The sequence below is a fragment of the Leeia oryzae DSM 17879 genome (genome assembly GCF_000376945.1).
GTDB classification, from domain to species: domain Bacteria; phylum Pseudomonadota; class Gammaproteobacteria; order Burkholderiales; family Leeiaceae; genus Leeia; species Leeia oryzae.
In genome coordinates, this window is record NZ_AQXU01000023.1 from 133,730 (window position 1) to 159,311 (window position 25,582).

Genomic DNA, 25,582 nt, shown 5'->3' on the forward strand with positions numbered 1-25,582 from the left:
AATGAAATATTATAAAAAACAGTTAATTACCGTTGTTTTATCAAGTGTTTTGTTAGGTGGGTGCACAAGTACGGGTAGCCAACCGGATACCGCTGTGAATGCAAAAATCCCTGCTCAATGGCAAAACCGTGTCGCCGGGGATGCAGCCAACTACTCCTCTCAGAATGACTGGTGGCGAATATATCAGGATGAAGCGTTGAACCGGCTGATATCTGATGTGCTGGCTAAAAACAATGACCTGGCTGTTGCAGGGCTTAAATTGAAAAAGGCCCGTTTGCAGGCCGGTTTGGCTGCGGATGATGAGTTGCCATCTCTGGCAGCGAATATCAACACCAGCACCAGCCGTACGCTGGATAGCAATGCAAGCGCAAGTCATTCCGTCAGTACATCGGTCAGTGCAAGTTATGAGGTGGATCTTTGGGGGAGATTGTCGCATGCGACATCCGCGGCCGATTGGGAAAGCCAGGCCACGGCATCCGACCTTGCCAGCACGGCTTTGTCGTTGACTGGAACCACCGCCAAGCTGTACTGGAAGACCGCTTACCTGACCCAGCGTATAGCACTACAGCAAGATACGGTTAACCGATACGAAAAGCTGGCTTCCATTGCCAAGGCGCGGCATGCGGCAGGGGCAACCAATGCCGTGGATGCGGCATCAGCCCTGCAATCCCTGATGCAAGCCAAGGCGACGCTGCTATCTCTGCAGCAGCAACAGTCAGAAACCCGTAACGCGATTGCCATTTTACTGGATGCGCCGCCTGAAGCACTGAACTACCCCTTTGCCGATACGTTGCCAGCATCAGCGTTACCGGACATTCCTGCCGGTATTCCGGCCCGTACCATCTCCCGCCGTCCTGATCTGGTGGCGGCGGAGCAACGACTGAAAAGCAGCCTGGCCACGGTTGAGGCAACACGTACCAGCTACTACCCGAAACTCACCCTGACGGGAAGCTTGGGCACCAGCAGTAATGCCCTGAAAGACCTGCTGCAAAACCCGGTTGCCACACTGGGGGCGGGCCTGGTACTGCCGTTTCTGCAATGGGACGAGATGAAAAAGAACGTGGCCATTAGCGAAACCGACTATGCCATGGCTGTCAGCAATTACCGACAAGCCATTTATACGGCATTGGCCGATGTTGAAAATGCACTGTCTGCCAATCAGCAATATGCGACAGAGGCATCGTTGCTGACGCAGTCGTATCAGTCTGCCAAACGTGTTTCGACCATTGATGAAGCCAGATACAAAGCTGGACAGAATGATCTGAAGACCTGGCTTGATGCATTAAACGCGCAGCAGAATGCAGAAGCCTCGCTACTGGAGAACCGCCTGAACCGCTTGAACAGTCAGGTAACTCTCTGGCTAAGCCTGGGAGGTGCTGGTGCGTGAAAATATGGCGGCAATTTTTGCCGGCAAGGTTTTTGTATTTTTATAAATTTATTAAAAAACAAATAATTACATATTAAATATAAAGTTATTTGTAACGATTATTTTTGCCGCCAGGCGCTTTGAGTGGGCAAATTTAACCCAGTAGACAGCATGATCCGCCCCAAAGAGATATGTGCTTAACATCTCTTAACAGGCTTTTACACGGAGCATCAGAAAAACCCGGCGGTGCAGGCCGATATATTGCTAGAGACAGCGTGGAGCGGGTGCAGGCACCGGCTCAGTCATTTTCAAGACAAACGGGATATGTATCGCTGTCTCGATAGGTGTCAGGTAAATCTGATGAAAAGGAGTGAATCATGGTGAGTAGTATTAGCAGTAGCGGCTGGTCGAGGCCAGATCCATCGCAAATGGTCAGCAAGGTCTTCTCGAAGCTGGATACCAGTAACAAAGGGTATCTGGACAAGTCTGACCTTGAAAGCGCGTTCAGTAACATCTTGTCTTCTACCGGCAGTTCGTCCAGCACGTCGTCGTCCAGCACCTCTGGCACGGCCAGTGCGGATGACCTGTTCAGTCAGCTGGATAGTGACAGTGATGGCAAGGTCACCGAAAGCGAGATGACCGACGGCTTGAAAAATCTGGCCAGCACACTGGATAGCACATTCAACAATATGCGCATGCATGGTGGCATGCACGGCGGAGGCGGAATGCCCCCACCGGGCGGCCAGGGTGGTCAAGGGGAGGACCAAGGGTTTACCCAGGATCAGCTAACCACCATGGCATCCGATACCAATACCGACAGTAAAATGTCATCCCTGTTCAGTTCGCTGGCCTCCAATTTTGATTCGGCCGATACAAACGGCGACGGCAAGGTGACGCATGATGAAGCCATGGCATTTGAGCAGCAGAATCAGTCCAGCAGTTCATCATCATCCGCTTCCACGGATACGGGCAGCACCAGCAGCGCGGCCAGTAGCAACAGCCAGCAGGCCGTGATGATGAAACTGATGCAGCTGATGCATGCGTATGGTGGTCAGGGGCAGGACAATGCGCAATCCAACCTGAGTAGCCTGATCTCGGCCCTTGCATGATGACCACACTGAAGTATTGATATGACCTTCGGGCATGCCTTGGTTGGACGGGGCATGTCCGTTTGCCGTTAACCTGCTGGATAAACCATGAATGTATTACTGATTGATGATGATGTTGCGTTGCTTGACATGTTGCAGGACTATCTGACGCAAGAAGGCTTTACGGTCTTCAAGGCGCACAATGGACTGGATGGTTTGGCGCTGTTCCAGCAATTGAAGCCAGACATGGTAGTGCTGGATGTCATGATGCCCAAGCAGGGCGGCATCGATACCTTGCGCAAGATCCGGACTGAAAGCACCATACCCGTCATCATGCTGACAGCAAAGGATGAAGAGCTGGACCGAGTGATCGGGCTGGAGCTCGGGGCGGATGACTACGTCTCCAAGCCTTGTACGCCCAGAGAGCTGGTAGCCAGAATCCGGGCCATCCTCAGACGTGCCAGACCGGTCACGACGCCGGCCGAAATTGATGTGATCGAAGTCGGTGACCTCTCTATCTGGCCGGGACGACGCCAAGCAGCCTGGAAGCAACAGGAAGTCCAGTTGACCAGTACAGAATTCAACCTGCTGGAAACACTGGCCCGGCACGCCGGCAAGCCTGTCAGCAAGGAAGAGCTGTCGGAAGCCGCCCTCGGACGCCCGTTAACGCGTTATGATCGCAGTATTGATGTACACCTGAGCAGTATTCGCCATAAACTTGGGCCGCTACCCGATGGGCGCTCGTGCATCCAGACGGTGTTCCGTTTGGGGTATCAATTAATCAAGGCATCGTGATGGGGCGCTTGTTCTGGAAGTTCTTCTTTGGTATCTGGCTTGCCCAGCTGACAGGCATGTCGGCGGTCGGCATTGCATTCTGGCTGCATGACAAGGCTCGCCAGAATGCACAGATGCATATCGATACCAGCCCGCCAGCCAGGTTCATGGTGCAGGCGACATCCTCTGTGCTCCAGCTGGCAGGCCAGCAGGCCGTTATCCAGTTGCTGGCGAGTGATCCGCATAATCCTGTGGTGGTGCTGGACAGCAAAGGACAACTGGTTGCCGGGCAAGGTCCTTTCTCCCTGACGGCAAATGACCTGGAGAAATTTGCGGCGCACCTTGATCAACAAGCCCTGGCAAAAGTGCGGGGGCCTGCTGGCGAGATGTTCTGGGTGTTGGCAAAGCAAAGGGGACGTGGGTCTGATGTGTCTGGCGGCCCTGCTCATGTCGAGCCACCCAAAGGCATGTTTCCGTTACTGCCATTATTGTCCGGACTGGTGGCCAGCCTGTTGTTTGCAGGTATTCTGGCCTGGTATTTCTCTAAACCAATCAAAGTATTACGAACTGCTTTTGAAGCTGTTTCTGAGGGTGATCTCGGCACGCGCATTGCGCACCGCCTCAACCGAAAAGACGAACTATCCGATTTGTCCGATGCATTTGACCAGATGGCCGACCAGCTCCAGCGACTGATGGAAGGGCAGCAACGTCTCTTGCATGACGTATCGCACGAATTGCGTTCGCCGCTGGCAAGATTACAGGCTGCCATCGGGCTTGCCCGCCAGCAACCGGACAAGTTCGAGAAATGCATGTCGCGCATCGAGAGTGAAAGCGAACGCATGGATGAGCTGATTGGCGAGCTGCTCACTCTGTCCCGTTTGGAGGCTGGTGTCGCCAACCAGCAGACCGAAGAGCATTTTTCCGTTCAGGAGCTGCTTTCCTCGGTAGTGAGTGATGCCAGTTTCGAGGCCGAGCAGCATGAACGCTCGGTATCGCTGGAGTGTGAACAGGATGCCCAGATATTTGCCAGGCCCGCACTCATGCAGCGTGCCATCGAGAATATTGTCCGCAACGCCATACGCTACACCGAACCACACTCTACCGTGTTCATTTTGCTGACCCATCGGGCGGAAGAGCACATGTGCAGCATCAAAGTGCAGGATAAAGGCCCCGGCATCCCGCTGGATGAACTGCACCTGATCTTTACGCCGTTCTATCGTGCCTCGAACGGCATTGCCAAAGAGGGTTACGGCTTAGGGTTGACCATCGCCAAGCGCGTGATAGAGGCCGCCGGCGGCAAGATTTCTGCCCGTAACCGAGCAGAAGGCGGATTGTGTGTGGAGATGCTGTTACCGATCAGCCAATGGTCGGCGGAAGAACCGGCTTCCCGGTAACGTGGGTAGACAGCACAATGGCTGTCGATGTGGACCCAAACTGGTTGAGTTCTTCAATCAGCTTCTGCAGGTGAGGGATGTCAGTCGCCAGTACTTTCAGTACTGCACAATCCTCACCTGTCACCGTGTAGCAATCGACCACCTCGGGTTTATTGGTCACATAATCTTCATAGGGGCGACCCTGCTGGCTGGCCACCCGGATGACTGCGGTGATGCTGTACCCAAGCTTTACCGGGTCTACATCGGCGTGATAGCCGCGTATCACGCCATTGCTTTCAAGGCGTTTGATCCGTTCAGATACCGCAGGTTGAGACAAATGCACCTGCCGGCCAATTTCTGCGTGCGACATGCGTGCATCCCGCTGCAAGCAGGCCAAAATCTTGTGATCGTAGTTGTCGGTTTTAAAATGCATCTCAATTTCCGTGATTACCTATTTAACCAAAAGTCTTTCAGAATTGATGTTGCTCAAATCTTGAAGATGGCCGCATGACGCTTATAGCATAGTCTTTTCATTCCGGATGTGTCCATCGCCAGAAGGTGAAGGTTTGGCAGATACTTAGTAAGGCGCCATACCAAACGCAAGACTACAAACTGACTACATTGCGTGCTTTAATTTAGTTGATAGGATGCAATTTACGCAGAGAATGACAAATTCGATCGCAAAACATGTCCTGGTTTCTATAAAATCCAGTCTGTAACTACATGTAAACTACAAAATTGCAGGGCAATCCACTCAAATACATGTACAGTCCTGAATCAGGATTGAGTAAACTCATCAAAGAGGCGAATGCGCAGCGTCCCGCATAGGCCTGATCGTAACGGAATTCTGACCAACAAGAATGAATGCGTTTTCATGATGCAACCCACCATTTTCCACACCAGTGCCTGGCAAGCGCTAGAACGCCATCAGCGCAGCACTTCGCAATGGCACATGCGTGACCTGTTTGCGACAGACCCGGACCGTTTCAAGCGGTTCTCGCTGGATGTCGCCGGTATTTTTCTGGATTACTCCAAAAACCGGATCAACCGCGAAACCATCGCCTTACTGACTGATCTGGCACTGGCTGCCGGCTTGCCCAATGAAATCCACCGCATGCGCATGGGCGCCGCTATCAATGTCAGCGAAAACCGGGCGGTATTGCACATTGCGCTGCGCGAGCAGGGGGATTTTGATTATCGGGTCAATGGCAAGAGCGTCATGCCGTCGGTACGCAAAGTATTGCGGCAGATGCGCAAGTTTGTGCATGCCGTGCACAGCGGGGCATGGACCGGTTTTGACGGCCAGACCATCACCGATGTCGTCAACATCGGGATCGGCGGTTCTGACCTGGGCCCGCGGATGGCCGTGGAGGCTCTGCAGCCCTATGCCAACAAAGGCATCAAAAGCCATTTTCTCTCCAATATCGACCCCGAGCATGCGCACCAGGTCCTCTCCGAGCTCAATCCGGCCAGGACGTTGTTCATTGTAGTGTCCAAATCGTTCACCACCCTGGAAACCCAGCTCAATGCAGAAGTGGCCAAGGCCTGGTTTATTGGTCGCACCGGCCAGCCGGACCAGATTGGCCAGCATTTTGTAGCGGTCTCCACCAATACAGAAGCTGTCGAAGCGTTTGGTATCCGGCCAGAAAACATGTTCGAGTTCTGGGACTGGGTAGGTGGTCGCTACTCGGTCTGGTCGGCCGTGGGGCTGTCGCTCGCACTGGCGATTGGTATGGACGGTTTTGATGATTTTCTGGCGGGCGGTGCCGCCATGGATCAGCATTTCTTCAATGCGCCACTCGAAGCCAACATGCCGGTAATCATGGCCTTGATGGGGATCTGGTACAACACGTTTTACAAGGCACACACGCACGCTGTCATGCCGTATGTGCAAGGCTTGCAGCGTCTGCCTGCCCATTTGCAGCAGCTGGACATGGAGTCAAACGGCAAGCGGGCAGGGAAGCATGGCGAGCCCATCCTGTTTGATACCGGTCCGGTCATCTGGGGCGATGTCGGGGTGAATGTCCAGCATGCGTTTTTCCAGTTATTGCATCAGGGCACACGGCTGGTGCCATGTGATTTTATTGCCACCGTTAATCCGCATTATGAAGTCAATGAGCACCAGGCTAACTTGCTAGCCAATTGCCTGGCCCAGAGCGAAGCATTGATGCGCGGCAAGACCACGTCAGAAGCGCAGCGGGAAATGTTCAATGCCGGGCTGGATGAAGCCCGGATCGAAGCGCTGCTGCCTCACAAGGTTTTTCCGGGCAACCAGCCGTCCAATACCATCCTGCTGCGTCAGCTAGACCCGAAAAGTCTGGGTGCGCTTCTGGCCTTGTACGAGCATAAAGTGTTTGTACAAGGGGTAATCTGGGGGATCAACTCGTTTGACCAGTGGGGCGTGGAATACGGCAAGCAGCTGGCCAGGGATATTCTGCCACTGCTCACCGACTCTGCCGCAAATAATAAGCATCATGATGCTTCCACTTTAGGGTTAATCGCGTATTATCATCAGTATAGAGACATCAAGGACTGATCATGATGGCGACTGACCCGCACCCGGATTCTGCCCTGTATCAACTGGCGTATTCTGCAGGGGATGCACTCAAATCACGCGGCTGGTACTGTGCTACGGCAGAGTCATGTACCGGTGGCGGCATTGCCAGCGCCATTACGTCCATCGCGGGCAGTTCTGCCTGGTTTGCCTGCGGCTGGGTGACCTACAGTAATATTTCCAAAGAACAATTGCTAGGGGTCTCGGCCGATGCGCTGGAAAAGCAGGGCGCGGTGAGTGAAGCTGTTGTCCGCCAGATGGCAGAAGGCGCGCAAAAGAAAAGTGGTGTCGATATCACGGTGGCCGTCAGCGGTGTTGCGGGCCCTGACGGTGGCACGGCAGAAAAACCGGTCGGCATGGTCTGCATTGCCTGGACAACCCGGACCCAGACCGAGTCGACAACTTTCATGTTTGACGGCAATCGTGCCGATGTCAGACTCCAGACTATCGAAGCCGCGCTCAATGGCCTGATCAGATTATGTTGTGTCTCCTGAACGGTTTCCTTTTACCCCTTGCCATTTAATCTGTAAAATTGCCTCTTTTTTGCGTTTGCCGTCCCGCTGCGGATGGTACTGGCCCGGACGGCTGTCCGGGCCTTGAAGAGGTAGCCTTATGATTTCCATCAAACAACTGGTATTGCAGCGCGGGCAAAAAGTATTGCTCGACAAAGCCAATGCCACCATTTTCCCGGGCCAGAAAGTAGGTCTGATTGGTCGTAACGGGATGGGCAAATCCAGTTTGTTTGGATTGTTACTGGGCGAACTGCAGCCAGACCAGGGCGATGTCGATCGCCCGGCCAACTGGGTAGTGGCTCATGTGGCGCAGGAAACCCCCGCACTGGACACATCTGCACTGGATTACACGCTGGACGGTGACCGCGAGTTGCGCCAGATCGAGGCGGAGTTAATCCAGGCAGAAGAAGCACATGATGGCAACCAGATCGCGCATTGTCACGATATTCTGCACACCATTGGCGGGTATTCTGCTCGTGCAAGGGCTGGTGAGCTGCTCGCCGGCCTTGGCTTTAAGAACAGTCAGCTCGATCAACCGGTACGGAGTTTCTCCGGCGGCTGGCGTATGCGTTTGAACCTGGCGCAGGCGTTGATGTGCCGGTCAGACCTGCTGCTACTCGATGAGCCAACCAACCACCTGGATCTTGATACCGTCATCTGGCTGGAAGGCTGGCTAAACCGCTATCAGGGGACATTGGTCCTGATTTCTCATGACCGGGATTTTCTGGATAACACCGTCAATGCCATTTTGCATCTGGAAAACCAGCAGCTAACACTCTACACCGGTAACTATGCCGACTTCGAGCGCCAGCGTGCCGAGAGGTTGTCCCAGCAGCAGCAATTGTTTGACAAGCAGCAACGCGAAGCCGCGCATTTGCAATCATTCATTGACCGTTTCCGCGCCAAAGCCACCAAAGCAAGGCAGGCACAGAGCCGTATCAAGGCGCTCGAAAAAATGGAGCGTGTGGCAGCGGTGCGGGTCGAGTCCCCATTTAACTTCAGCTTCCGTGAGCCCGAGAGCCTGCCGCATCAGTTGTTGTCGCTAGACCATGTGGACGGCGGCTACGGCGACAAGGTCATTCTGCGGGACGTGAACCAGGCAGTTGTCTCTGACATGCGAATCGGCCTCATCGGTGTCAATGGTGCCGGTAAGTCAACGCTGGTGAAAATGCTGGCGGGCGAGCTGGCGCCGTTAGTCGGTGAGCGCAAAGAAGGCAAGGGGTTGAAGGTTGGCTACTTTGCCCAGCAGCAGCTGGAGCAGCTGGACCCAAAAGCATCTGCCTTGTTGCATCTGCAGCGTCTTGACCCCAATACCCGTGAGCAGGAACTGCGTGACTTCCTGGGCGGTTTTCTGTTTTCTGGCGATATGGCCACGACACCGATCGAACCCTTCTCTGGCGGTGAGAAAACCCGGCTGGCACTGGCAATTCTAATCTGGCAACGTCCAAACTTGTTGCTGCTGGATGAACCGACCAACCACCTGGATCTGGCGATGCGTGATGCGCTGACGTTTGCGCTGCAAGATTACAATGGTGCCCTGATTGTTGTGTCGCATGACCGGCATTTGCTCAGTACCACCACTGATCAGTTCTGGCTGGTCGCCAATGGGCGTGTACAGGTATACGACGGTGACTTGAACGACTATCGTGATTTCCTGAAAGCCAATACCGTGTCTGCGCCTTCGGTGGTTGACCCGGCAGACAGTCAGGCTGCCGTGGTTGCTTCCAATGACCGCAAAGCGCAAAAGCGGGAAGAAGCAGAAGCACGCCAGCGACTTGCCAATGCACGCAAACCGATAGAGCAAAAGTTAAAGCAGCTGGAACCCAAGCTGGCCAAGCTGCAAGCGGAAATGGCTACGTTGCAAACATGGCTGGGACAAGAATCTGCTTATGACCCTGCCAACAAGACAGAGCTGCAAAATACCTTGCAACGTCAAACCAATATCAAGGCAGAACTGGAAGCCCTGGAAGAAACCTGGTTGATGCATCAAATGGAACTGGAAGAACTGAAGGCCAGTTGACGCTGTCTGGTAGATGTCTTATTATCCTTAACAGGATTCGCGCCGATTTGCTGCTGCTTGCGGGCGCTTTATAAATACAGCTAAAAGTGCGACAAACCCGTTGTGCTTTTACAAGCCAGCGGGTTTTTTGTTTTTGAATGTACCGTCATTCAGTTGGATACGCCGATTTATCAGCTACTTGCGAGGCGTGGGTGATAACACACCGAAATATCGCTAAACCGCTGGCCGGTTATTGCCCAACCCGTGCCAAGCGCAACGATTGGGGCCGGAGATTATCATGTCAGCACACACTTCCCAGCATTCCATCAGCCAGGCTTGCCGTTTTTCCGGCATTTATCAATCGATCCGTCGGTTGCAGCAAGACAAGACCTGTTGGCTGATGGTTGGTAATAGCCAGCCAAACCTTGCTCGCCTGGCGAGCCGTTTTCAAACCAAACGCACGGTCAAACTGCAGGAGCTGAGATTCGTACAACCTAGTACGGCTCAATTAACAGTCCATGCCGATGCCCAATTCGATCACATCATTCTGGATGGGCGTAACTCGGCCATTACCGAATCACTGCTGTCTGAGGCCGTACGCGTGGCCAAAGAGGGCATCATTCTCTTTTGATGAGGTACCCCGTACTAGGGCTGGTCAAGGTTGGCAAGCTGTTGCACGGGTTTTAGCCCTTGGCGTTTCAGCAAGGTAATGATATTGGCTGGGCCTGCAAAATGTAGCGCCCCGACGGCCACCAGAACGGACTGCTTGCCTTTGAGGAACGCGACAATTTTTGCCGCCATGGCCGGGTTGCGGTCTTTGAGCAATCTCAGTTCAAAATCATTCATGGCCGGTTTGTGTTTCCCGCTGGCTTCCATTTGCCAGATTTTGGCCATATCGTCAGGATTTCCCTGCTGCCAGCTGGTAACAAGCGTCGACAAGGTGGCCTGGGAACGTGCATTTTCAGCCGGATCCACCATGGACATGATCCAGTCTATCTGTGTCGCTTCGGAAAGGTTTTCAAGGGCGTTCAACTGGGAAGCAAAAGACTCCAGACTGGTGATGGGCTTGCCATCCTGATGAGCGCGTTTCAACAGATGCAGGTCTATGCCGTAAGCTTCATCAAATCCCTGCTGTCTGGCACTGGCCATGGAAAGCACGGATGCCAGCATCCAGGGTTTGCTGCGTTCAAAACCTTTGGCTTCGATGCCATACATCACGGGCAGCGCCGCAGAGAGCTTCTGCCAGTTGACGTGTCCCAGGTGTTTTTCCAGAGAGTCGCCCAGCGGGTACAAAGACCGCTTCATCAGGCTGATCGGGTCAATATCCGGCTGCAACACATCAATCTCGACAGCCAGCCTGTCGCTGTGCGTGTAGGCATACTCAACCGAGGCAGGTAGCGGGTAAAAACTGGCCTTGCCAACGTGTACCGTGCCGAATAACCAGACGGTGGTTGTCTTGCTATCCACACGCCACAAAAATGCCTTGTCGGCAGACAAAACCGGCAGACAAAGCAAAAAAGCCATTCCGGCTGGAATGGCTTTTTGCAGGACTTTACAGAAAAACAGATATTTCATCTTGAGCTATGGTCCCAACACTGTTTTTACTGTGGACGCGATCAGGCCATGCCTAAGACGTCCTGCATGTCGTACAGCCCGGCAGATTTACCTGCCAGGAAATGGGAGGCACGCAATGCACCTTGGGCAAAAGTGGCACGGCTACTTGCCTTGTGGCTGATCTCAATACGCTCGCCAATACCGGCAAACACAACGGTATGATCACCAACGACATCGCCACCACGCATGGTTGCAAAACCAATGGTTTTCGGGTCGCGTTCGCCTGTTACACCTTCACGGCCATACACGGCATCGGTTGCCAGATCACGGCCCAGGGTTTCTGCAATGACTTCACCCAGGCGCAAGGCTGTACCACTTGGCGCATCTACCTTGTGGCGGTGATGCATTTCCACGATTTCAATATCATAGCCTTCAGAAAGCGCCTTGGAGGCTTGCTGCAGCAGTTTGAGCAGTACGTTGACCCCCACACTCATGTTGGGTGCCATCATGATGGAAATGTCTTTCGAAGCATCCTGAATCAGCTGCTTTTGTTCTGCACTGAAACCGGTTGTACCGATCACCAGCTTCACACCCAGTTTGCGGCAGATTTCCAGGTGCTGAAGCGTTGCTTCCGGACGGGTGAAGTCGATCAGCACATCACATCCCTTGAGTGCCGCTTCAACATCTGCACTCACCTTGATACCGTTCGGCGCACCAATCAGCATGCCGGCATCCTGACCGATAAAGTCGTTGCCGGCCCGATCCAGTGCCGCACCCAGGGTTGCATTTGCATCCTGATGTACAGCAGATAATAATTCGCGTCCCATGCGGCCGCTAGCACCGGCCACCGCAATACGTAAACTCATGATTTCAAACCCAGATTCAAACAATTAATGTACTTGCAGTTGCCCTGTATTACTGGGTAACTGCCTGTGTCGTGACCGCTGCGGATGCTGTTGTTTCCGGTTGTGCGACTTTGGCAGCAGCAGATGCCGGTGCTTCCGGTGCTACCACTTTGGCAGCAGAGGCAGGGGCTTCTGGCAGGGCTGGTTTCAGTGCCGGCATGACTTCACCGGTGTATTTGGCCAATACGTCATTCTCAAACCAGACCGTAAACTGCTTTTGCTCTACCAGATTGCCAGACTTGTAAAGGCGATATACATAATCCCAACGATTTGCGTGAAAAGCATCCTGCACCAGCGGGGTACCCAGCAGAAAGCGGACTTGAGCGCGTGTCATGCCTGGTTTCAGTTTGTCCACGGCATCCTGGGTAACATAATTCCCCTGGATAATGTCGATCTTATAAGGGGTCAGATGGTTGACCAGGCTGGATGTGGTACCGCAACCGGCCAAACCGAAAGCCACCAAAGAGAGAGCCGCAAGAACTGTGAATTTACGAGGAACCATTGTGACGGGATGCTTTGACATGCTTTTCCTTGCATTCATGGCAAATAAATCGGATTAAAAATTGATGTAAAAATATGTTTTGCTAAATAACTGTTAACTTTAGCACGACATTATACTTTGGTTATAGGCAAAGTCGCTAAAAGCCTTTATGATAACTCAACCTATTACGTTTGAGTGTTTGCATGAGTAAAGCGAGTGAGCTAAAAGGGGTCGGTTTAAAAGCAACCGGGCCTCGTATGCGTATTCTGGAGCTGTTCGAGACCAGCAACGTACGTCATTTATCTGCAGAAGATGTATACCGGCAATTGATCGGTGAGGGTGATGATGTGGGTCTGGCAACGGTCTACCGGGTGCTTACTCAGTTTGAACAGGCAGGCATTCTGGAACGCCATTATTTTGAAGGCGGTAAAGCGGTATTCGAACTCAGACCGGAAGGTCACCATGATCATCTGGTGTGTATCCAGTGCGGCAAGGTAGAAGAATTTTACGATTCTGAAATTGAACGCCGTCAGGATAAAATTGCCAAAGAGCGCAATTTTACCGTGCATTCCCATTCTCTTTATCTGTATGGCCTTTGTGAAGCGTGCGGTGAAAAACCCAAGCGCCGCCAGCCTTAACATCAAGTTTTTTCCTGCAGTCTGACATGCCAATGACGCCCCGGTATTGGTGACAGATGATTCCCTGGCTGGATTCGCAGTTAATCTTTCCTGACCCTTCCCGTGCATTGCAAGAGCCAAATGGCCTGCTTGCAGCAGGAGGGGATCTAACCACGCCCAGACTGCTAGCGGCTTACCGCCAAGGCATTTTCCCCTGGTTTAGCCCCGGGGACCCTATCTTGTGGTGGAGCCCGGACCCGAGGATGGTTCTGATTCCGTCAGAGATCAATATCTCCCGATCACTTCGCAAGACTATCCGTCACAAATCGTTCGACATCCGTTTCAATACCGTATTTGAAGAGGTCATTCGTGCCTGTGCCGCACCTCGGTATGGCCAGTCAGGCACATGGATTGTTGAAGACATGATCGCGGCTTATTGCCGGCTGCATCAGGAAGGGCATGCCCATTCTGTGGAGTGCTGGGCGCAAGGGCAACTGGTTGGTGGCCTGTATGGTGTTGCAGTTGGACGCATGTTCTTTGGCGAGTCCATGTTCAGCCGGGCGACAGATGCGTCAAAACTGGCGCTGGTGGCCTTGGCGCAGGCCTTGCATGCACAAGGTTTTCACATGATAGATTGCCAGATGTATACCGATCATCTGGCGTCCATGGGGGCCAGACCCATGCAGCGTGCCGATTTTCTGCTACGCTTGAAAGAAGCGGTGCAATTGCCAACACCCTATGACTTGTGGTGTGATGCATTTGAGCTAAGGGTTTAACACGGTTTTGTGTTTGTCTGAGGGGAGGGGAAATGAACAGCCAGGAATCCGGACGGCATCAGTTTGTTCAGTTTTACAGTACCTCCAGCTATCCTTGCAGCTATCTTGAAGACCAGCGCGCCCGTTCGCAGGTAGCCATTTCTGGCGAGCATATCGATACCGATACCTATAGCCAACTGGTGCGTCATGGTTTTCGGCGCAGCGGCATGTTTGTGTACCGTCCGCACTGCGACATGTGTCAGGCGTGTGTACCCGTCCGTTTGTGTGCCTTTGATTTCAAGCCAAATAAAACCCAGCGCAAAATCATGGCGCGCTTGAAGGGTATGCGTGTCACCATCATGCGTGCTTCTGAAAAAGCGGAGCATTACCATCTTTATCAGCGCTACCAGAAAAGCCGTCATCCTGGTGGCGGTATGGATGATGACGGGTATGATCAATACCGGAATTTTCTGCTCAGAAGCCCGGTATCCAGTTATCTGGTCGAGTTCCGCTTACTGGATAAACTGAAAATCGTTAGCGTGATTGATGAACTGGATGACGGCATTTCGGCGGTATATACCTTTTTTGATCCGGATGAACCGAATGCCAGTTATGGTGTCTATGCGGTTTTGTGGCAGGCAATGTATTTGCAGTCCATCAAAAAGCCTTACCTCTATCTCGGGTACTGGATCGAATCATGCCGGAAGATGAGCTACAAGTCCGTTTACCAGCCACTGGAAAGATTGTCGGATGGACTGTGGCTACCCTGGCCGGTCACGACTTCTCCAGATTCGGCAACATTGCCGGATCCCGGGTGACACAAGGAAAAACGGTTGGGAAGCCATCTGATTAAACAATTACCCCGTCTCCACTATTTACAGCAGCTGACGCTTTGTCTGGTGTCAGCTGCTTTGTTGTGTCTGACAGGGTGTGAACAACGCCCGGAAGTGACGGCAAGCCAAACCCAGTCTGCCGCCAACGTGCTGACAGTACTTACCCACAATGATGCTACGACCTATTTTGTCGATGCCAGCGGACACTATGCCGGTCTGGAATATGATCTGGTGAATCTGTTTGCCGAAGAAATGGGCATGCAGGTGCACTGGAAAGTGGTTGACCATGTCAGTCAGGCGTTACCCTTGCTGGAAAAAGGGGAGGCCAGCTTTGCAGCTATGGGTTTATCTACCGGCATCCCCGGGAATGGGCGGTTAAAGTTTGGCCCGGCATACCAGCAAGTCATGCCGGTCTTTGTTTATCGTACTGGCACTAACCCAATCAAGAAGCTGGATGATCTGTCCGGGCGAAAAATCATTGTCGAGGCTGGTAGCGGGATAGCTGCCCGCTTGTCTGCACTCTCCAAACAAAATCAGAACATCAATTGGCAAGCGGTCACAGACAGAAGTGCGGAAGATTTGCTGGAAGAAGTGGCCACTGGCACTGTGGATGTGACCGTTGCCAGTGAGTATATGGCCAGCAGCATGAAGCGGTTTCACCCGGAGCTGGAGGTAGGGCCTGTGTTAGGTCCTGCAGAGTCGATTGCCTGGGCGTTCCCGCCGGGGACAGATCCGGAAGTCATTGCCAAAACGTCTTACTTTTTTAAGCGCATCGGGCAGAATGGTACGTTAAAACGGCTGCTGGACCGTTACTATGGGCATCTGGACCGGCTACAGCCCGTGGATGTGGAGGCATTCCTGAAGCAGCGGCTTGAGCTGTTACCCAGATACCGGGCCTGGTTCCATGAAGCACAGAAACTTACCGGGGTGGATTGGCGATTATTGGCCGCAGTTGGTTATCAGGAGTCTCACTGGAACCCGCTCGCAGTTTCTCCCGCAGGGGTTCGGGGGCTGATGATGCTGACCGAAGAAACGGCAAACCGCATGGGCGTGCTTAACCGCACGGACCCGCGCCAGAATATCATTGCAGGTGCCCGTTATATTCGACAGATTCTGGAAGACCTGCCCGTGCAGATTGGGGAGCCAGACCGTAACTGGATGGCGCTGGCGGCCTACAATACGGGACTCGGGCATCTGGAAGACGCCCGTGTGCTGGCCAGTAAACAGAAACTGGACCCGAATGCCTGGACTGACATGAAAGGTACTTTGTTACAGCTTAGAAACCCTGCATGGTTTACAAAAACCAAACATGGGTATGCCAGAGGCGGGGAAACCGTGATTTTTGTCGAGAATATACGGACCTACTACGACATTCTCAGCCGGCTGGAGACACCGCTTGTCGAAGGGCTCCCCGGTCTGAGCCCGGGCGAACATGGTGCCTCTGCTCCATCGCTGACACCGGGTGCGACGGGCATACGCCTGCCAAACGCCACCTGAGCCAGTCTCCAGGAGGCCGGCTCAGGTTACTGCCTGTTACTGATCAATTTTCAAACACTAAAAGCAAACCTTGCCCGGCTGACCGCAAACTTTATGTAGCTGTTTCAGCAGTTCGTCATCGAGTGCAATTTTCCATTCCCTGCCCAATTCTATCTGGGCTTTGGCTTTAACGTTGGAGACGTTCAGGCGCACGGTCATGCCTTCTTCGTTACGGAAAGGCTCCAGCATGCTCAGGAAGGATTTCGGTTCCAGCTTGTTCGGGTACACCAGTTCGATCGCTTGCGCAAAGCGGGTTCTGGCCTCGTTGAATGTCATGACGTTTTCTACGTTGACCCGCACGCCACCGCTAAAGTCATCGTTACTGACTTTGCCTTCAATCACCAGCAAGCTATCTACCACCAGCTTGCGCTGGAATTGCTCCAGCGTTTCAGAATACAACGTGACATCCTGGGTGGCAGAGGCATCATCAATGGTCACAAACGCCATTTTTCCTCGATTGCCGACCTTGGTACGTACGGCCACCACAATGCCAGCCAGACGCTGCGGTGCTTTGTCCGGCGTCAGGCTGGAAAGCCGGGTCCGGATAAACGGCGTTACCTCTTTGCGATAGGCGTTAAACGGGTGACCAGACAGGTAAAAACCGATGGCCAGTTTTTCTTCCTGAAGCCGGGTTTTCTCATCCCAAGGCTCCACTTCATCCATGGTCAGTTCATGTTCTGGTTCGTTATCCAGCAAATCAAACAAACTGACCTGTGCTGCATTGGCTGCCGCAACTTCTGCCTGTTCCAGCGCCTTGCTGACGTTCGCCAGCAATTTGGCACGGTTATTATCCAGCAGATCAAATGCACCAGCGCGAATCAAGGCCTCGATGGTTCGCCGGTTAACCACACGTTTGTCAGTGCGGTTACAGAAATCGAACAGGTCTTTGAACGGGCCATTTTTCTCGCGCTCTGCAATGATGTGCTCGACCGCTTGTTCGCCAGTGCCTTTGATGGCACCCAAGGCATAACGGATGCGCTTGGTGTCTACCGGTACAAAGCGGTAATGGCTCTGGTTGACATCCGGCGGCAAAAATTCCAGTTTATTGTCGACAGCATCTTCAAAGAAGATACGCAACTGATCGGTGTTATCCAGTTCCGATGACAAGGTGGCGGCCATGAACGCGGCAGTGTGATGCGCTTTCAGCCATGCGGTGTGGTATGACACCACCGCGTAGGCAGCCGTGTGCGACTTGTTAAAGCCGTACTCGGCAAACTTGGTCATCAGGTCGAACAATTGCTCGGCTAGCGCCGGATCGTAACCTTTCTGTTTTGCCCCGTCGGCAATGGTTGCCCGGTGTTTTGCCATTTCCTCGGGTTTTTTCTTACCCATGGCACGACGCAGCATATCTGCGCCACCCAGCGTATAACCCCCGATGATCTGGGAGATCTGCATCACCTGTTCCTGATACACAATCACCCCGTAGGTGGGTGACAGGCAGTCTTTCAGATCCGGATGGAAGTAGTCGATTTCCTGCTTGCCGGCTTTACGCAAGATAAAGTCATCCACCATCCCTGAGCCCAGCGGCCCCGGACGATAAAGCGCCAATACCGCGATGATGTCTTCAAAACGGTCGGGCTTTAGCTTGGTCAGCAGTTTTTTCATGCCGTCCGATTCCAGCTGGAAGATGGCCGTTGTATTGGCTTCCTGCAGTACCTTATAGGCAGCCGGATCGGTAAATGGCAGTTCCTCTAGGCGAATGTTGAAATTCGGGTCCAGCTGTTTGATGTATTTGACCGCCAGATCAATAATGGTCAAGTTACGCAGCCCCAAGAAGTCAAACTTCACCAGGCCAACGCCTTCCACATCGTCTTTATCGAACTGACTGACCACGCTCTCCGAACCCGGCTGAGCATACATCGGGCAGAAATCCGTAATTTTGCCAGGCGCAATCAGAACACCACCGGCGTGCATACCGATGTTTCGGGTCAGACCTTCCAGACGGGTTGCCAGATCCCACAACTCCGCCAGTTCTTCTTCGTTCTCGATGCGCTCCTTGAGCACAGGTTCCATGTTCACTGCATCTTCCAGCGAATATTGCTTGCCAGGCGCAGCAGGGATCAGCTTGGAGATGGTGTCGCAGAACGTGTAAGGCAGGTCCAGTACGCGACCAACGTCGCGCACCACGGCTTTGGCCGCCATGGTACCGAAGGTCGCAATCTGGGAAACGGCATCGACACCATATTTCTGGCGGACGTACTCGATGACGCGCCAGCGGTTGTCCTGGCAGAAGTCAATATCAAAGTCGGGCATGGATACCCGTTCCGGGTTCAGGAAACGCTCAAAAAGCAGTGCATACGCTGTCGGGTCCAGATCGGTAATCCCCAGACTATACGCAACCAGAGAGCCCGCACCAGAACCACGGCCTGGGCCAACCGGGCAACCATTGTTTTTGGCCCAGTTGATAAAGTCAGCCACGATCAGGAAGTAACCCGGGAACCCCATCTGCAGGATGGTATCCGTTTCAAATTTCAGGCGATCCAGATAACGCGGGCGTTCTTCGTTTCGCCTTGCCTCATCAGGATAAAGTTCGGCCAGGCGTTTTTCGAGCCCTTCCTTGGCACTATGCACCAGAAAATCATCCAGCGTCATGCCATCCGGCGTAGGGAATTGAGGCAGGTAGTTTTTACCCAGCGTAATGGTCAGGTTGCACAATTTGGCAATCTGCAGGGTGTTTTCAATGGCCTCAGGGTAATCTGCAAACAGCGCGCACATCTCATCCTGGGTTTTGAAGTATTGTTGCGGCGTAAAATGTTTTGGGCGACGCTTGTCAGACAGAGTAAAGCCTTCGGCAATACAGACTCTGGCTTCGTGAGCCTTGAAATCGTCTTCCGTCATGAACTGGATCGGATGTGTCGCTACCAGCGGCAAGTCCAGATCAACGGCCAGCTTCGCCATCGGTGCAACCAGGCTGTCAACGGCAGGGTCACCCGTACGCTGGATTTCCAGAAAGAAATTGTCCGGAAAATGACTGGCCAGCATTTTTGCTGCGGTTTCTGCTGCAACCAGGTTACCGTTGGTGAGGTGTACACCGATTTCCCCCCAGTTGGTGGCAGACAGTGCCAGAAGGCCGCTGTTGTCTCCGCCCTGTGTACCATCCTCGGAGGTTGGATTGTGGTGCAACCAGTCCGGCATGACTTCGGCACGACCACGGTGCTGGTTCTTACGGTAAGCAAGCGTCAGGATGTCACATAACCGGCCGTAGCCCTGGCGGTTTTTCACCAGCAGCAGCAAACGGAACGGTTTATCCCGGTCTTCAAGATTGCTGACCCAGATATCGCATCCGACAATGGCTTTTAAACCTTTGCCGCGGGCGGCTTTATAGAATTTGACCATGCCAAAGACGTTGGCAAGGTCCGTTATGGCCAGTGCAGGCATCTGGTCTTTGACCGCAGCCTTGACTGCATCATCAACCCTGACAATGCCGTCAGCAACAGAGAATTCGGAATGTAGGCGAAGGTGTACGTAGCGGGGAGTATTCATCCCGCCATTTTACCTCAACATGACATGGTTGCTCAGGTGCAAGCGATTTTATTTCTGGTTTCAGAAGCTGGAAATGCCGGGCTGCCTGTGGTAAATCAGGCAGCCAGTTCCTTTTGCCAGAACGGATAAAATTCCCGTATCAGCCCCAGAAATGCCTGCTTGGCTTCTTCCTGAGGCAATAGCACCAGAATGGCATTGACGCCCGCACGGTAGACGGCGGGCTGAATTGGCTGATCCCGCATGACAAACAGCAGACAACGAAGAAAACGATGTCGCAATTGTTTGTCTGTTTCCGTAATCAAACCTGCCAGCTTGGCCAGGTATTCATCTAGGCACGCGACTGGTGTCTGATACCATGGCGATGCACAAACTTCGTTCCACAGTTCTTCGATACTGTTGCTGAGTTTGACATTGACCGCCTGTAGAAAAAAGCCATCACCAGATGCCAGCGCGGCGATGGTGCGCAGGTCTTCGTTCCAGAACGGATAAAATTCACGGGCAATATTGATAAAGAAGGACAGATTATCATCTGTCGCCATTTTTTGCAGGGTGCTGTCAACCGCATGCCGATAGGCCACGCTATCGTCACGGTCACAACCTTCCAGTGCGCTGACCAGATAACGCAAAAAGTGTTTGCGCTGGTTCAGGCTACTGGTGGTTGCACCTTTTTGTTTCAGAAGCGCCAGATATGCGTCTAACGGCGTTAGTTCTTTGGTTTCGGTCATGAGTCAGCAATACAGTCGAAAAAGGGAGTCCAATTTCAGACTAGTTGGATTCTGTGCCTTACGCAAGCCCCGAGACCTCAAAGCGATATGATTCAGGTCAAAAAACGGTGTTTTAGCTGCAGGCAGGGGTATCTTCTACCAGCAAGAGCTCACGGGCATGCTGCCGGGTGGTCTCGGTAATGGTGGCGCCGCCCAGCATGCGGGCGATTTCTTCAATACGGCTATTGTCACACAAGGCATGAATCCGGCTGACAATTGCATCTTCTTCAAAAGCTTTACTGACTTGCCAGTGCGTGTGCCCTTTGGCCGCCACCTGGGGTAGGTGGGTAATGGACAGGACCTGATGCTTTTGCCCCAGATTGCGCAACAGCCGGCCGACAATATCTGCCACACGGCCACCAATCCCGACATCCACCTCATCAAAAATCAGGGTAGGGACCGAGGCAATGGATGACATGGCAACCTGAATCGCCAGACTGACCCGGGAAAGCTCGCCACCAGAGGCTATCTTGGCCAGTGATTGTGCCTGTGCGCCATGGTGACTGATTCGATATTCGATTTGCTCCAGACCCGCGCTACCTGGCGTGTCCAGTGGCAACAGATGTACTTCAAACCGTGTATTGGCCATGGCCAGCTCGCCCAGTGAAGCGGTCACCACGTTGGACAAGCCTTCAGCGGTTTTCAGGCGCTTGTCGGTCAGTTGTCTGGCCGCTTGCAGATACATGGTCTTGGCTTGGGTAACTTCGGCGGCAAGGGCCTCAATATCAACCTGGGCTGCGATTTTCAACCGGTTTTCTTGCGCGGTTTGCAGTGTGGCATACAGTGCATCCGGCGATACGCGGAATTTTCTGGCCAATGTATAGATATCGCCAAGCTGCTGATCCAGTTTTTGCAAGGCAGCAGGGTCCAGTTCTTGCCGGCCGGCATAATGCCGAAGGCTATAAGATGCCTCTTGCAGCTGGATCACTGCGCTCTCTATCAGTTCAGCCGGTTCTGCCAGGGCCGGGTCAACGCTGACCAGGTCTTTGATACGGTCCAGATAGTGGCTAAGCAGCGGAATGGCGGCATGATTGGCATCTTGCAGCAACTCCAGGCCATCATTGGCTGTGCTTTCCAGTGTAGAAGCATGGCTCAGGCGTGCGTGGTCTTGTTGCAGCTGCAACCATGCGTCTGGCGGGATAGCGACAGGTTTTAGCTCGGAGATCTGCCAGTCCAGCTGGGCCAGAATTTCCTCCTGGCGAGACTGGTTGGCTTCTGCATCATGCAGGTTTTTTTCCAGCTGTTTCCAGGATTGGTAAAGAGAGTGTACTTTCTTGACCAGGTCGGTATGTCCGCCATAAGCGTCAACCAGCTGGCGTTGCACATCCAGCCGCAACAAAGATTGATGTGCGTGCTGACCGTGGATGTCTACCAGCCATTCCCCCACCTCTTTGAGTTGTTGCAGGGTACAGACAGTGCCATTGATAAAAGCGCGGCTTTTGCCTTGTTTGTCCAGCGTGCGTCTTAGAATCAGCTGGGATGGGGTATCACCTTCCAGCTGATTATCACTGAGCCATTGCTGGACATCAGGCAAACCGGAGACATCAAATTCTGCTTGCAGATCCGCACGATCTTTACTGGAACGTACCATGCCAGCCTCAAAACGCCCGCCCAGCAAGAGGGATAGCGCGTCAATCAGCAGCGATTTACCGGCACCGGTTTCTCCGGTAAGTACCGTAAAGCCTTCTGAAAAAGAAAGCTCAAGGCGATCAACAATGACAAAGTCCCGAATCGAAAGGCTAAGCAGCATGGCAGAGGATGGATCCAGTGTTGATGGTGGTTACAGAAGCTGTTCACCCCAGTGGAGTTTTTCGCGCAGGATATCGTAGTAGTTGTAGTCTGTCGGGTGCAGCAAGGTCAGAGACCGTTCAGAACGACGGATTATGATGCGGTCGGTTTCTTGCAGATCAATATGAGACTGCCCGTCAAAGTGAACCCGGCTATCAAAGCCCTTGAGCATCACCACTTCTACCTCGCAACGGTCGCCCACGGCAATCGGACGATTGGTCATGGATTGCGGGCAAATCGGGACCAGCGCAATGGCAGGTACGGTCGGGTGAAGAATCGGCCCGCCAGCGGCAAGCGCATAGGCGGTAGAACCTGTCGGGGTGGTAACGATCAGCCCGTCAGAGCGTTGGCTGTAAACAAACTGGCCGTCGATGAAAATTTCGAACTCGATCATGGCACCCAGCGCACCACGGCTGAATACCACATCATTAAAAGCGCTGCCGGTGGCTACTTGCTGATTATTTCGTACCACCGAGGTTTCCAGCAGGATGCGTTCTTCGGAAACGTAATTGCCTTCCAGCATGTCACGGATGATGCTCATCATCCGGTGCAGCGGCACATCGGTCATGAACCCGAGACGCCCCTGGTTGACCCCGATCAGTGGGACATTATGACCTGCCAGCAAACGGGCCACACCCAGCAGGGTGCCATCGCCACCAATGACAACGGCCAGATCGACCAGATTACCCATTTCTTCACGGGAAATACGGGGGTATGCGCCTGCCTGAGACTCGGAGACTGCTTCAGCATCCAGATACACGGTGAGCCCTTGGTCTTTCAGGAATTCTGCCAGTTGCAATACAGAAACCTGTACCTCCGGGGTACGCCGACGGCCTACGATAGCGATGCGAGGAAATAATCGGTTCATGAGCGCATTATAAGCATAAGCCAGAACATTCTTCCAGCATGTCGGCTTGGCGCTTGCTGTTTTGAACTGCATGCGTGAATATCTGCTCTAATGCTTTGAATATCTCGTTTCAACTCGTCACAAAGTGGCGTATTTGTGGTAAAAATCTGTCCCATGATGAATAAACGTGCACAACAGTTACTTAGAATCCTGGTAGAGCGCTATATCGAGGACGGGCAGCCTGTCGGGTCGCGTACTTTATCTGAAAGCCCTGGCATGGACCTGAGTCCGGCGTCCATCCGTAATGTTATGGCTAACCTGGAAGAAATGGGCTTCATTACCAGCCCGCATACGTCAGCAGGCCGGATACCGACCGCCCGGGGTTATCGGTATTTTGTAGATACTTTGCTGACCACCAAGCCCAACGTCAAAGAAGAGTTGCGGCAACAAGTGGAAGCACAACTGAATCCGGATACCCCTCAGCGTCTGGCCAATACGACGTCGCAACTGTTGTCTGAACTGACCAGTTTTGCCGGTGTGGTACTCACCCCCAAGCGCACCAATCTGGCTATCCGTCATATTGAATTTCTGAGCATGGGACCCAAACGGGTACTGCTCATTCTGGTGGCGACAGACGGCAGTGTGCAGAACCGTTTCTTGCAGACTGACCGCGACTACAGCAATGATGAACTGCTGGAAGCGGCCAATTTCCTGAACAAACATTATGTCGGTTGCTCGTTTCTGGTCATGCGTGAGCGCTTGCATGCCGAACTCAAGCAGCTGCAATCTGACGTTACCTCGCTGATGACCGCCGCGCTGGATGCTGGCGAATCGGCCTTGAATGAAAAGTCGGATACGCTGGTGCTAAGCGGTGAACACAATCTGATTTCCAGCATGGATTTGGGACACAATGTGGACCGTCTCAAGCAGTTGTTCCAGGTATTCGAGCAAAAAACAGCCCTGATGCAATTGCTGGACTTCAGCCAGAAAGCGCAAGGCGTGCAGATATTCATTGGCGGAGAATCCGGCATGTTGCCGCTGGACGAATGTGCACTGGTGACGTCGCCGTATGCGATAGATGGCGAAATCGTCGGCACGCTGGGCGTGATTGGTCCAACCCGGATGGCTTATGAACGCGTTATCCCGATCGTGGATGTCACAGCGCGCCTGTTGTCCAATGCACTATCGCAATAAGTACTTGTCCCGTATTCGAATAATCCTGATTGAACGACTTACCTGACCGGATGAACCATGGCCCGTTATTTGTCTGAACCCCCGTTTGAACATGGCAGCAGCAAGAAAGTAGGGGTGCTGATCGTCAATCTGGGCACGCCAGAATCTGCAACGCCCGCTGCGTTAAAACATTACCTGCGCGAGTTTCTTTCAGATACCCGGGTGGTTGAGATTCCCCGGCCGATATGGTGGGTTATTCTCAATGCCTTCATTTTGCCGTTTCGTCCCAAACAGTCTGCCCTGAAGTACGCCAGCATCTGGACGGAAGAAGGTTCCCCGCTGATGGTACATACCGTGAAGCAGGCCAAGTTGCTGAAAGGGCTGCTGGGTGAAAAAATGGGGCAGGGCGTCATGGTGGACTTTGCCATGCGTTATGGACATCCGTCCGTGGCAGAGAAGATGCAGAACCTAAAAGCCAATGGTTGTGACCGGATTCTGGTGCTACCGCTTTATCCGCAGTATGCCGCCAGTAGTGCCGGAGCGGTCATGGATGCCGTTGCCAACACGGTCAAGCGCATGCGTAACCCGCCAGAACTGCGTTGGGTAAAACACTTTCATGATCACCCGGCGTACATTGCCGCGCTAGCCGAGAAGGTTAAACGTCACTGGGCGTTAAATGGCCGTGGTGACCATTTGCTGATGAGTTTTCATGGCGTGCCCAAATATACGCTGGAAAAAGGTGACCCGTATTTTTGCGAATGCCAGAAGACCGGCCGATTGCTGGCGGAGGCACTTGGGTTGAAAGAGGGGGCGTTTACCATTGCTTTCCAGTCGCGGTTTGGCAAGGCAGAATGGGTAAAACCCTATACGTTTGACATGCTGAACAAGCTGGGCAAAGCCAAAACGGCCAGTCTGGATGTCATTTGCCCGGGGTTTGTGTCTGATTGCCTGGAAACTCTGGAAGAAATTGCCATTGAGGGTAAGTCGGAATTCATGACCGCTGGTGGCGGGCAATACCGTTATATCAACTGCTTTAATGAAGACGGTTCTTTTATCGCCTTGCTGGCCAGCCTGGCAGAGCAGCATACTGCTGGCTGGCTGATTGCACCGGATAACCTGGCGGAGCTGGAAAACAGCCGTTTGCGGGCCAAAGCGTTGGGTGCCAAACAGTAGCTCAAGC

General features: G+C 53.1%; 22 protein-coding genes. 14 read left to right on the top strand and 8 right to left on the bottom strand.

Going from position 1 to position 25,582, the window contains the following annotated elements; all coding sequences use genetic code 11:
* Position 1 precedes the first annotated feature (1 nt).
* From F552_RS0110575 to F552_RS0110590, 4 genes are all read left to right on the top strand, one after another.
* The gene (locus F552_RS0110575; RefSeq protein ID WP_026182616.1) at positions 2 to 1,387 is read left to right on the top strand and encodes an efflux transporter outer membrane subunit; all 1,386 of its coding nucleotides are present in this window, start codon (positions 2 to 4) and stop codon (positions 1,385 to 1,387) included.
* Between the two features lie 356 nt (positions 1,388 to 1,743).
* On the top strand, positions 1,744 to 2,475 hold the full coding sequence (locus F552_RS0110580) for an EF-hand domain-containing protein (RefSeq protein ID WP_083917485.1): 732 nt from the start codon (positions 1,744 to 1,746) through the stop codon (positions 2,473 to 2,475).
* A gap of 87 nt (positions 2,476 to 2,562) precedes the next feature.
* Positions 2,563 to 3,249, top strand: coding sequence for a response regulator transcription factor (locus tag F552_RS0110585; protein WP_018151714.1), 687 nt, complete (start codon positions 2,563 to 2,565; stop codon positions 3,247 to 3,249).
* Positions 3,198 to 4,622 carry an ATP-binding protein gene (locus F552_RS0110590; RefSeq protein WP_169333594.1) on the top strand — a complete coding sequence of 475 codons (1,425 nt, stop codon included), beginning with the start codon at positions 3,198 to 3,200 and terminating at the stop codon, positions 4,620 to 4,622. The genes F552_RS0110585 and F552_RS0110590 overlap by 52 nt, the downstream gene beginning before the upstream one ends.
* Here F552_RS0110590 and F552_RS0110595 read toward each other — a convergent pair.
* Positions 4,585 to 5,034, bottom strand: a complete 450-nt coding sequence (locus tag F552_RS0110595; protein WP_018151716.1) for an Lrp/AsnC family transcriptional regulator — start codon at positions 5,032 to 5,034, stop codon at positions 4,585 to 4,587. The two genes, F552_RS0110590 and F552_RS0110595, sit on opposite strands and share 38 nt — an antisense overlap.
* Before the next feature lie 441 nt (positions 5,035 to 5,475).
* On the opposite strand from F552_RS0110595, the gene pgi reads away from it, so the two are divergent.
* From pgi to F552_RS0110615, 4 genes are all read left to right on the top strand, one after another.
* On the top strand, positions 5,476 to 7,137 hold the full coding sequence (pgi, locus tag F552_RS0110600) for a glucose-6-phosphate isomerase (RefSeq protein WP_156802285.1): 1,662 nt from the start codon (positions 5,476 to 5,478) through the stop codon (positions 7,135 to 7,137).
* Between the two features lie 2 nt (positions 7,138 to 7,139).
* Entirely contained in the window at positions 7,140 to 7,649 is a 510-nt protein-coding gene (locus F552_RS0110605; protein ID WP_018151718.1) for a CinA family protein, read from the top strand.
* Positions 7,650 to 7,767: 118 nt separating this feature from the next.
* A complete protein-coding gene (locus F552_RS0110610; protein ID WP_018151719.1) occupies positions 7,768 to 9,687 on the top strand; it encodes an ATP-binding cassette domain-containing protein in 1,920 nt (639 codons plus the stop codon).
* Positions 9,688 to 9,964: 277 nt separating this feature from the next.
* Positions 9,965 to 10,297 (top strand): hypothetical protein, encoded by a 333-nt coding sequence (locus tag F552_RS0110615; RefSeq protein WP_018151720.1) that lies wholly within the window; start codon positions 9,965 to 9,967, stop codon positions 10,295 to 10,297.
* A gap of 14 nt (positions 10,298 to 10,311) precedes the next feature.
* Here F552_RS0110615 and F552_RS0110620 read toward each other — a convergent pair whose 3' ends face one another.
* The 3 genes from F552_RS0110620 to F552_RS19110 are packed head-to-tail and all read right to left on the bottom strand — an operon-like array spanning position 10,312 to position 12,648.
* Positions 10,312 to 11,241 carry a TraB/GumN family protein gene (locus F552_RS0110620; RefSeq protein WP_018151721.1) on the bottom strand — a complete coding sequence of 310 codons (930 nt, stop codon included), beginning with the start codon at positions 11,239 to 11,241 and terminating at the stop codon, positions 10,312 to 10,314.
* A gap of 41 nt (positions 11,242 to 11,282) precedes the next feature.
* The gene (gene dapB, locus F552_RS0110625) at positions 11,283 to 12,086 is read right to left on the bottom strand and encodes a 4-hydroxy-tetrahydrodipicolinate reductase (RefSeq protein ID WP_033375431.1); all 804 of its coding nucleotides are present in this window, start codon (positions 12,084 to 12,086) and stop codon (positions 11,283 to 11,285) included.
* Between the two features lie 49 nt (positions 12,087 to 12,135).
* Entirely contained in the window at positions 12,136 to 12,648 is a 513-nt protein-coding gene (locus F552_RS19110; protein ID WP_245546678.1) for an outer membrane protein assembly factor BamE, read from the bottom strand.
* Between the two features lie 161 nt (positions 12,649 to 12,809).
* Here F552_RS19110 and fur point away from each other — a divergent pair, with 161 nt between their 5' ends.
* The 4 genes from fur to mltF are packed head-to-tail and all read left to right on the top strand — an operon-like array spanning position 12,810 to position 16,308.
* The gene (gene fur / locus F552_RS0110635; protein ID WP_026182619.1) at positions 12,810 to 13,244 is read left to right on the top strand and encodes a ferric iron uptake transcriptional regulator; all 435 of its coding nucleotides are present in this window, start codon (positions 12,810 to 12,812) and stop codon (positions 13,242 to 13,244) included.
* Positions 13,245 to 13,300: 56 nt separating this feature from the next.
* Positions 13,301 to 13,999: a leucyl/phenylalanyl-tRNA--protein transferase gene (aat, locus tag F552_RS0110640; RefSeq protein WP_026182620.1), complete on the top strand. Its 699-nt coding sequence runs from the start codon at positions 13,301 to 13,303 to the stop codon at positions 13,997 to 13,999.
* A gap of 32 nt (positions 14,000 to 14,031) precedes the next feature.
* Entirely contained in the window at positions 14,032 to 14,796 is a 765-nt protein-coding gene (locus tag F552_RS0110645) for an arginyltransferase (protein ID WP_018151726.1), read from the top strand.
* A 15-nt stretch (positions 14,797 to 14,811) separates the two neighbouring features.
* Complete coding sequence (gene mltF, locus F552_RS19115; RefSeq protein ID WP_156802286.1) at positions 14,812 to 16,308, top strand: membrane-bound lytic murein transglycosylase MltF; 1,497 nt, start codon at positions 14,812 to 14,814, stop codon at positions 16,306 to 16,308.
* Between the two features lie 57 nt (positions 16,309 to 16,365).
* On the opposite strand, the gene dnaE is transcribed toward mltF, so the two are convergent.
* The 4 genes from dnaE to F552_RS0110670 all read right to left on the bottom strand — a co-directional run bounded on the left by dnaE (position 16,366) and on the right by F552_RS0110670 (position 23,250).
* The gene (gene dnaE, locus F552_RS0110655) at positions 16,366 to 19,830 is read right to left on the bottom strand and encodes a DNA polymerase III subunit alpha (RefSeq protein WP_018151728.1); all 3,465 of its coding nucleotides are present in this window, start codon (positions 19,828 to 19,830) and stop codon (positions 16,366 to 16,368) included.
* 95 nt (positions 19,831 to 19,925) lie between these two features.
* Positions 19,926 to 20,555: a hypothetical protein gene (locus F552_RS0110660; protein ID WP_018151729.1), complete on the bottom strand. Its 630-nt coding sequence runs from the start codon at positions 20,553 to 20,555 to the stop codon at positions 19,926 to 19,928.
* 112 nt (positions 20,556 to 20,667) lie between these two features.
* The gene (recN, locus tag F552_RS0110665; RefSeq protein WP_018151730.1) at positions 20,668 to 22,344 is read right to left on the bottom strand and encodes a DNA repair protein RecN; all 1,677 of its coding nucleotides are present in this window, start codon (positions 22,342 to 22,344) and stop codon (positions 20,668 to 20,670) included.
* A 30-nt stretch (positions 22,345 to 22,374) separates the two neighbouring features.
* Positions 22,375 to 23,250 (bottom strand): NAD kinase, encoded by an 876-nt coding sequence (locus F552_RS0110670; protein ID WP_026182621.1) that lies wholly within the window; start codon positions 23,248 to 23,250, stop codon positions 22,375 to 22,377.
* A 153-nt stretch (positions 23,251 to 23,403) separates the two neighbouring features.
* Here F552_RS0110670 and hrcA point away from each other — a divergent pair, with 153 nt between their 5' ends.
* Positions 23,404 to 24,423: a heat-inducible transcriptional repressor HrcA gene (hrcA, locus tag F552_RS0110675; RefSeq protein WP_026182622.1), complete on the top strand. Its 1,020-nt coding sequence runs from the start codon at positions 23,404 to 23,406 to the stop codon at positions 24,421 to 24,423.
* A 57-nt stretch (positions 24,424 to 24,480) separates the two neighbouring features.
* Entirely contained in the window at positions 24,481 to 25,575 is a 1,095-nt protein-coding gene (hemH, locus tag F552_RS0110680; RefSeq protein WP_018151733.1) for a ferrochelatase, read from the top strand.
* Positions 25,576 to 25,582 lie beyond the last annotated feature (7 nt).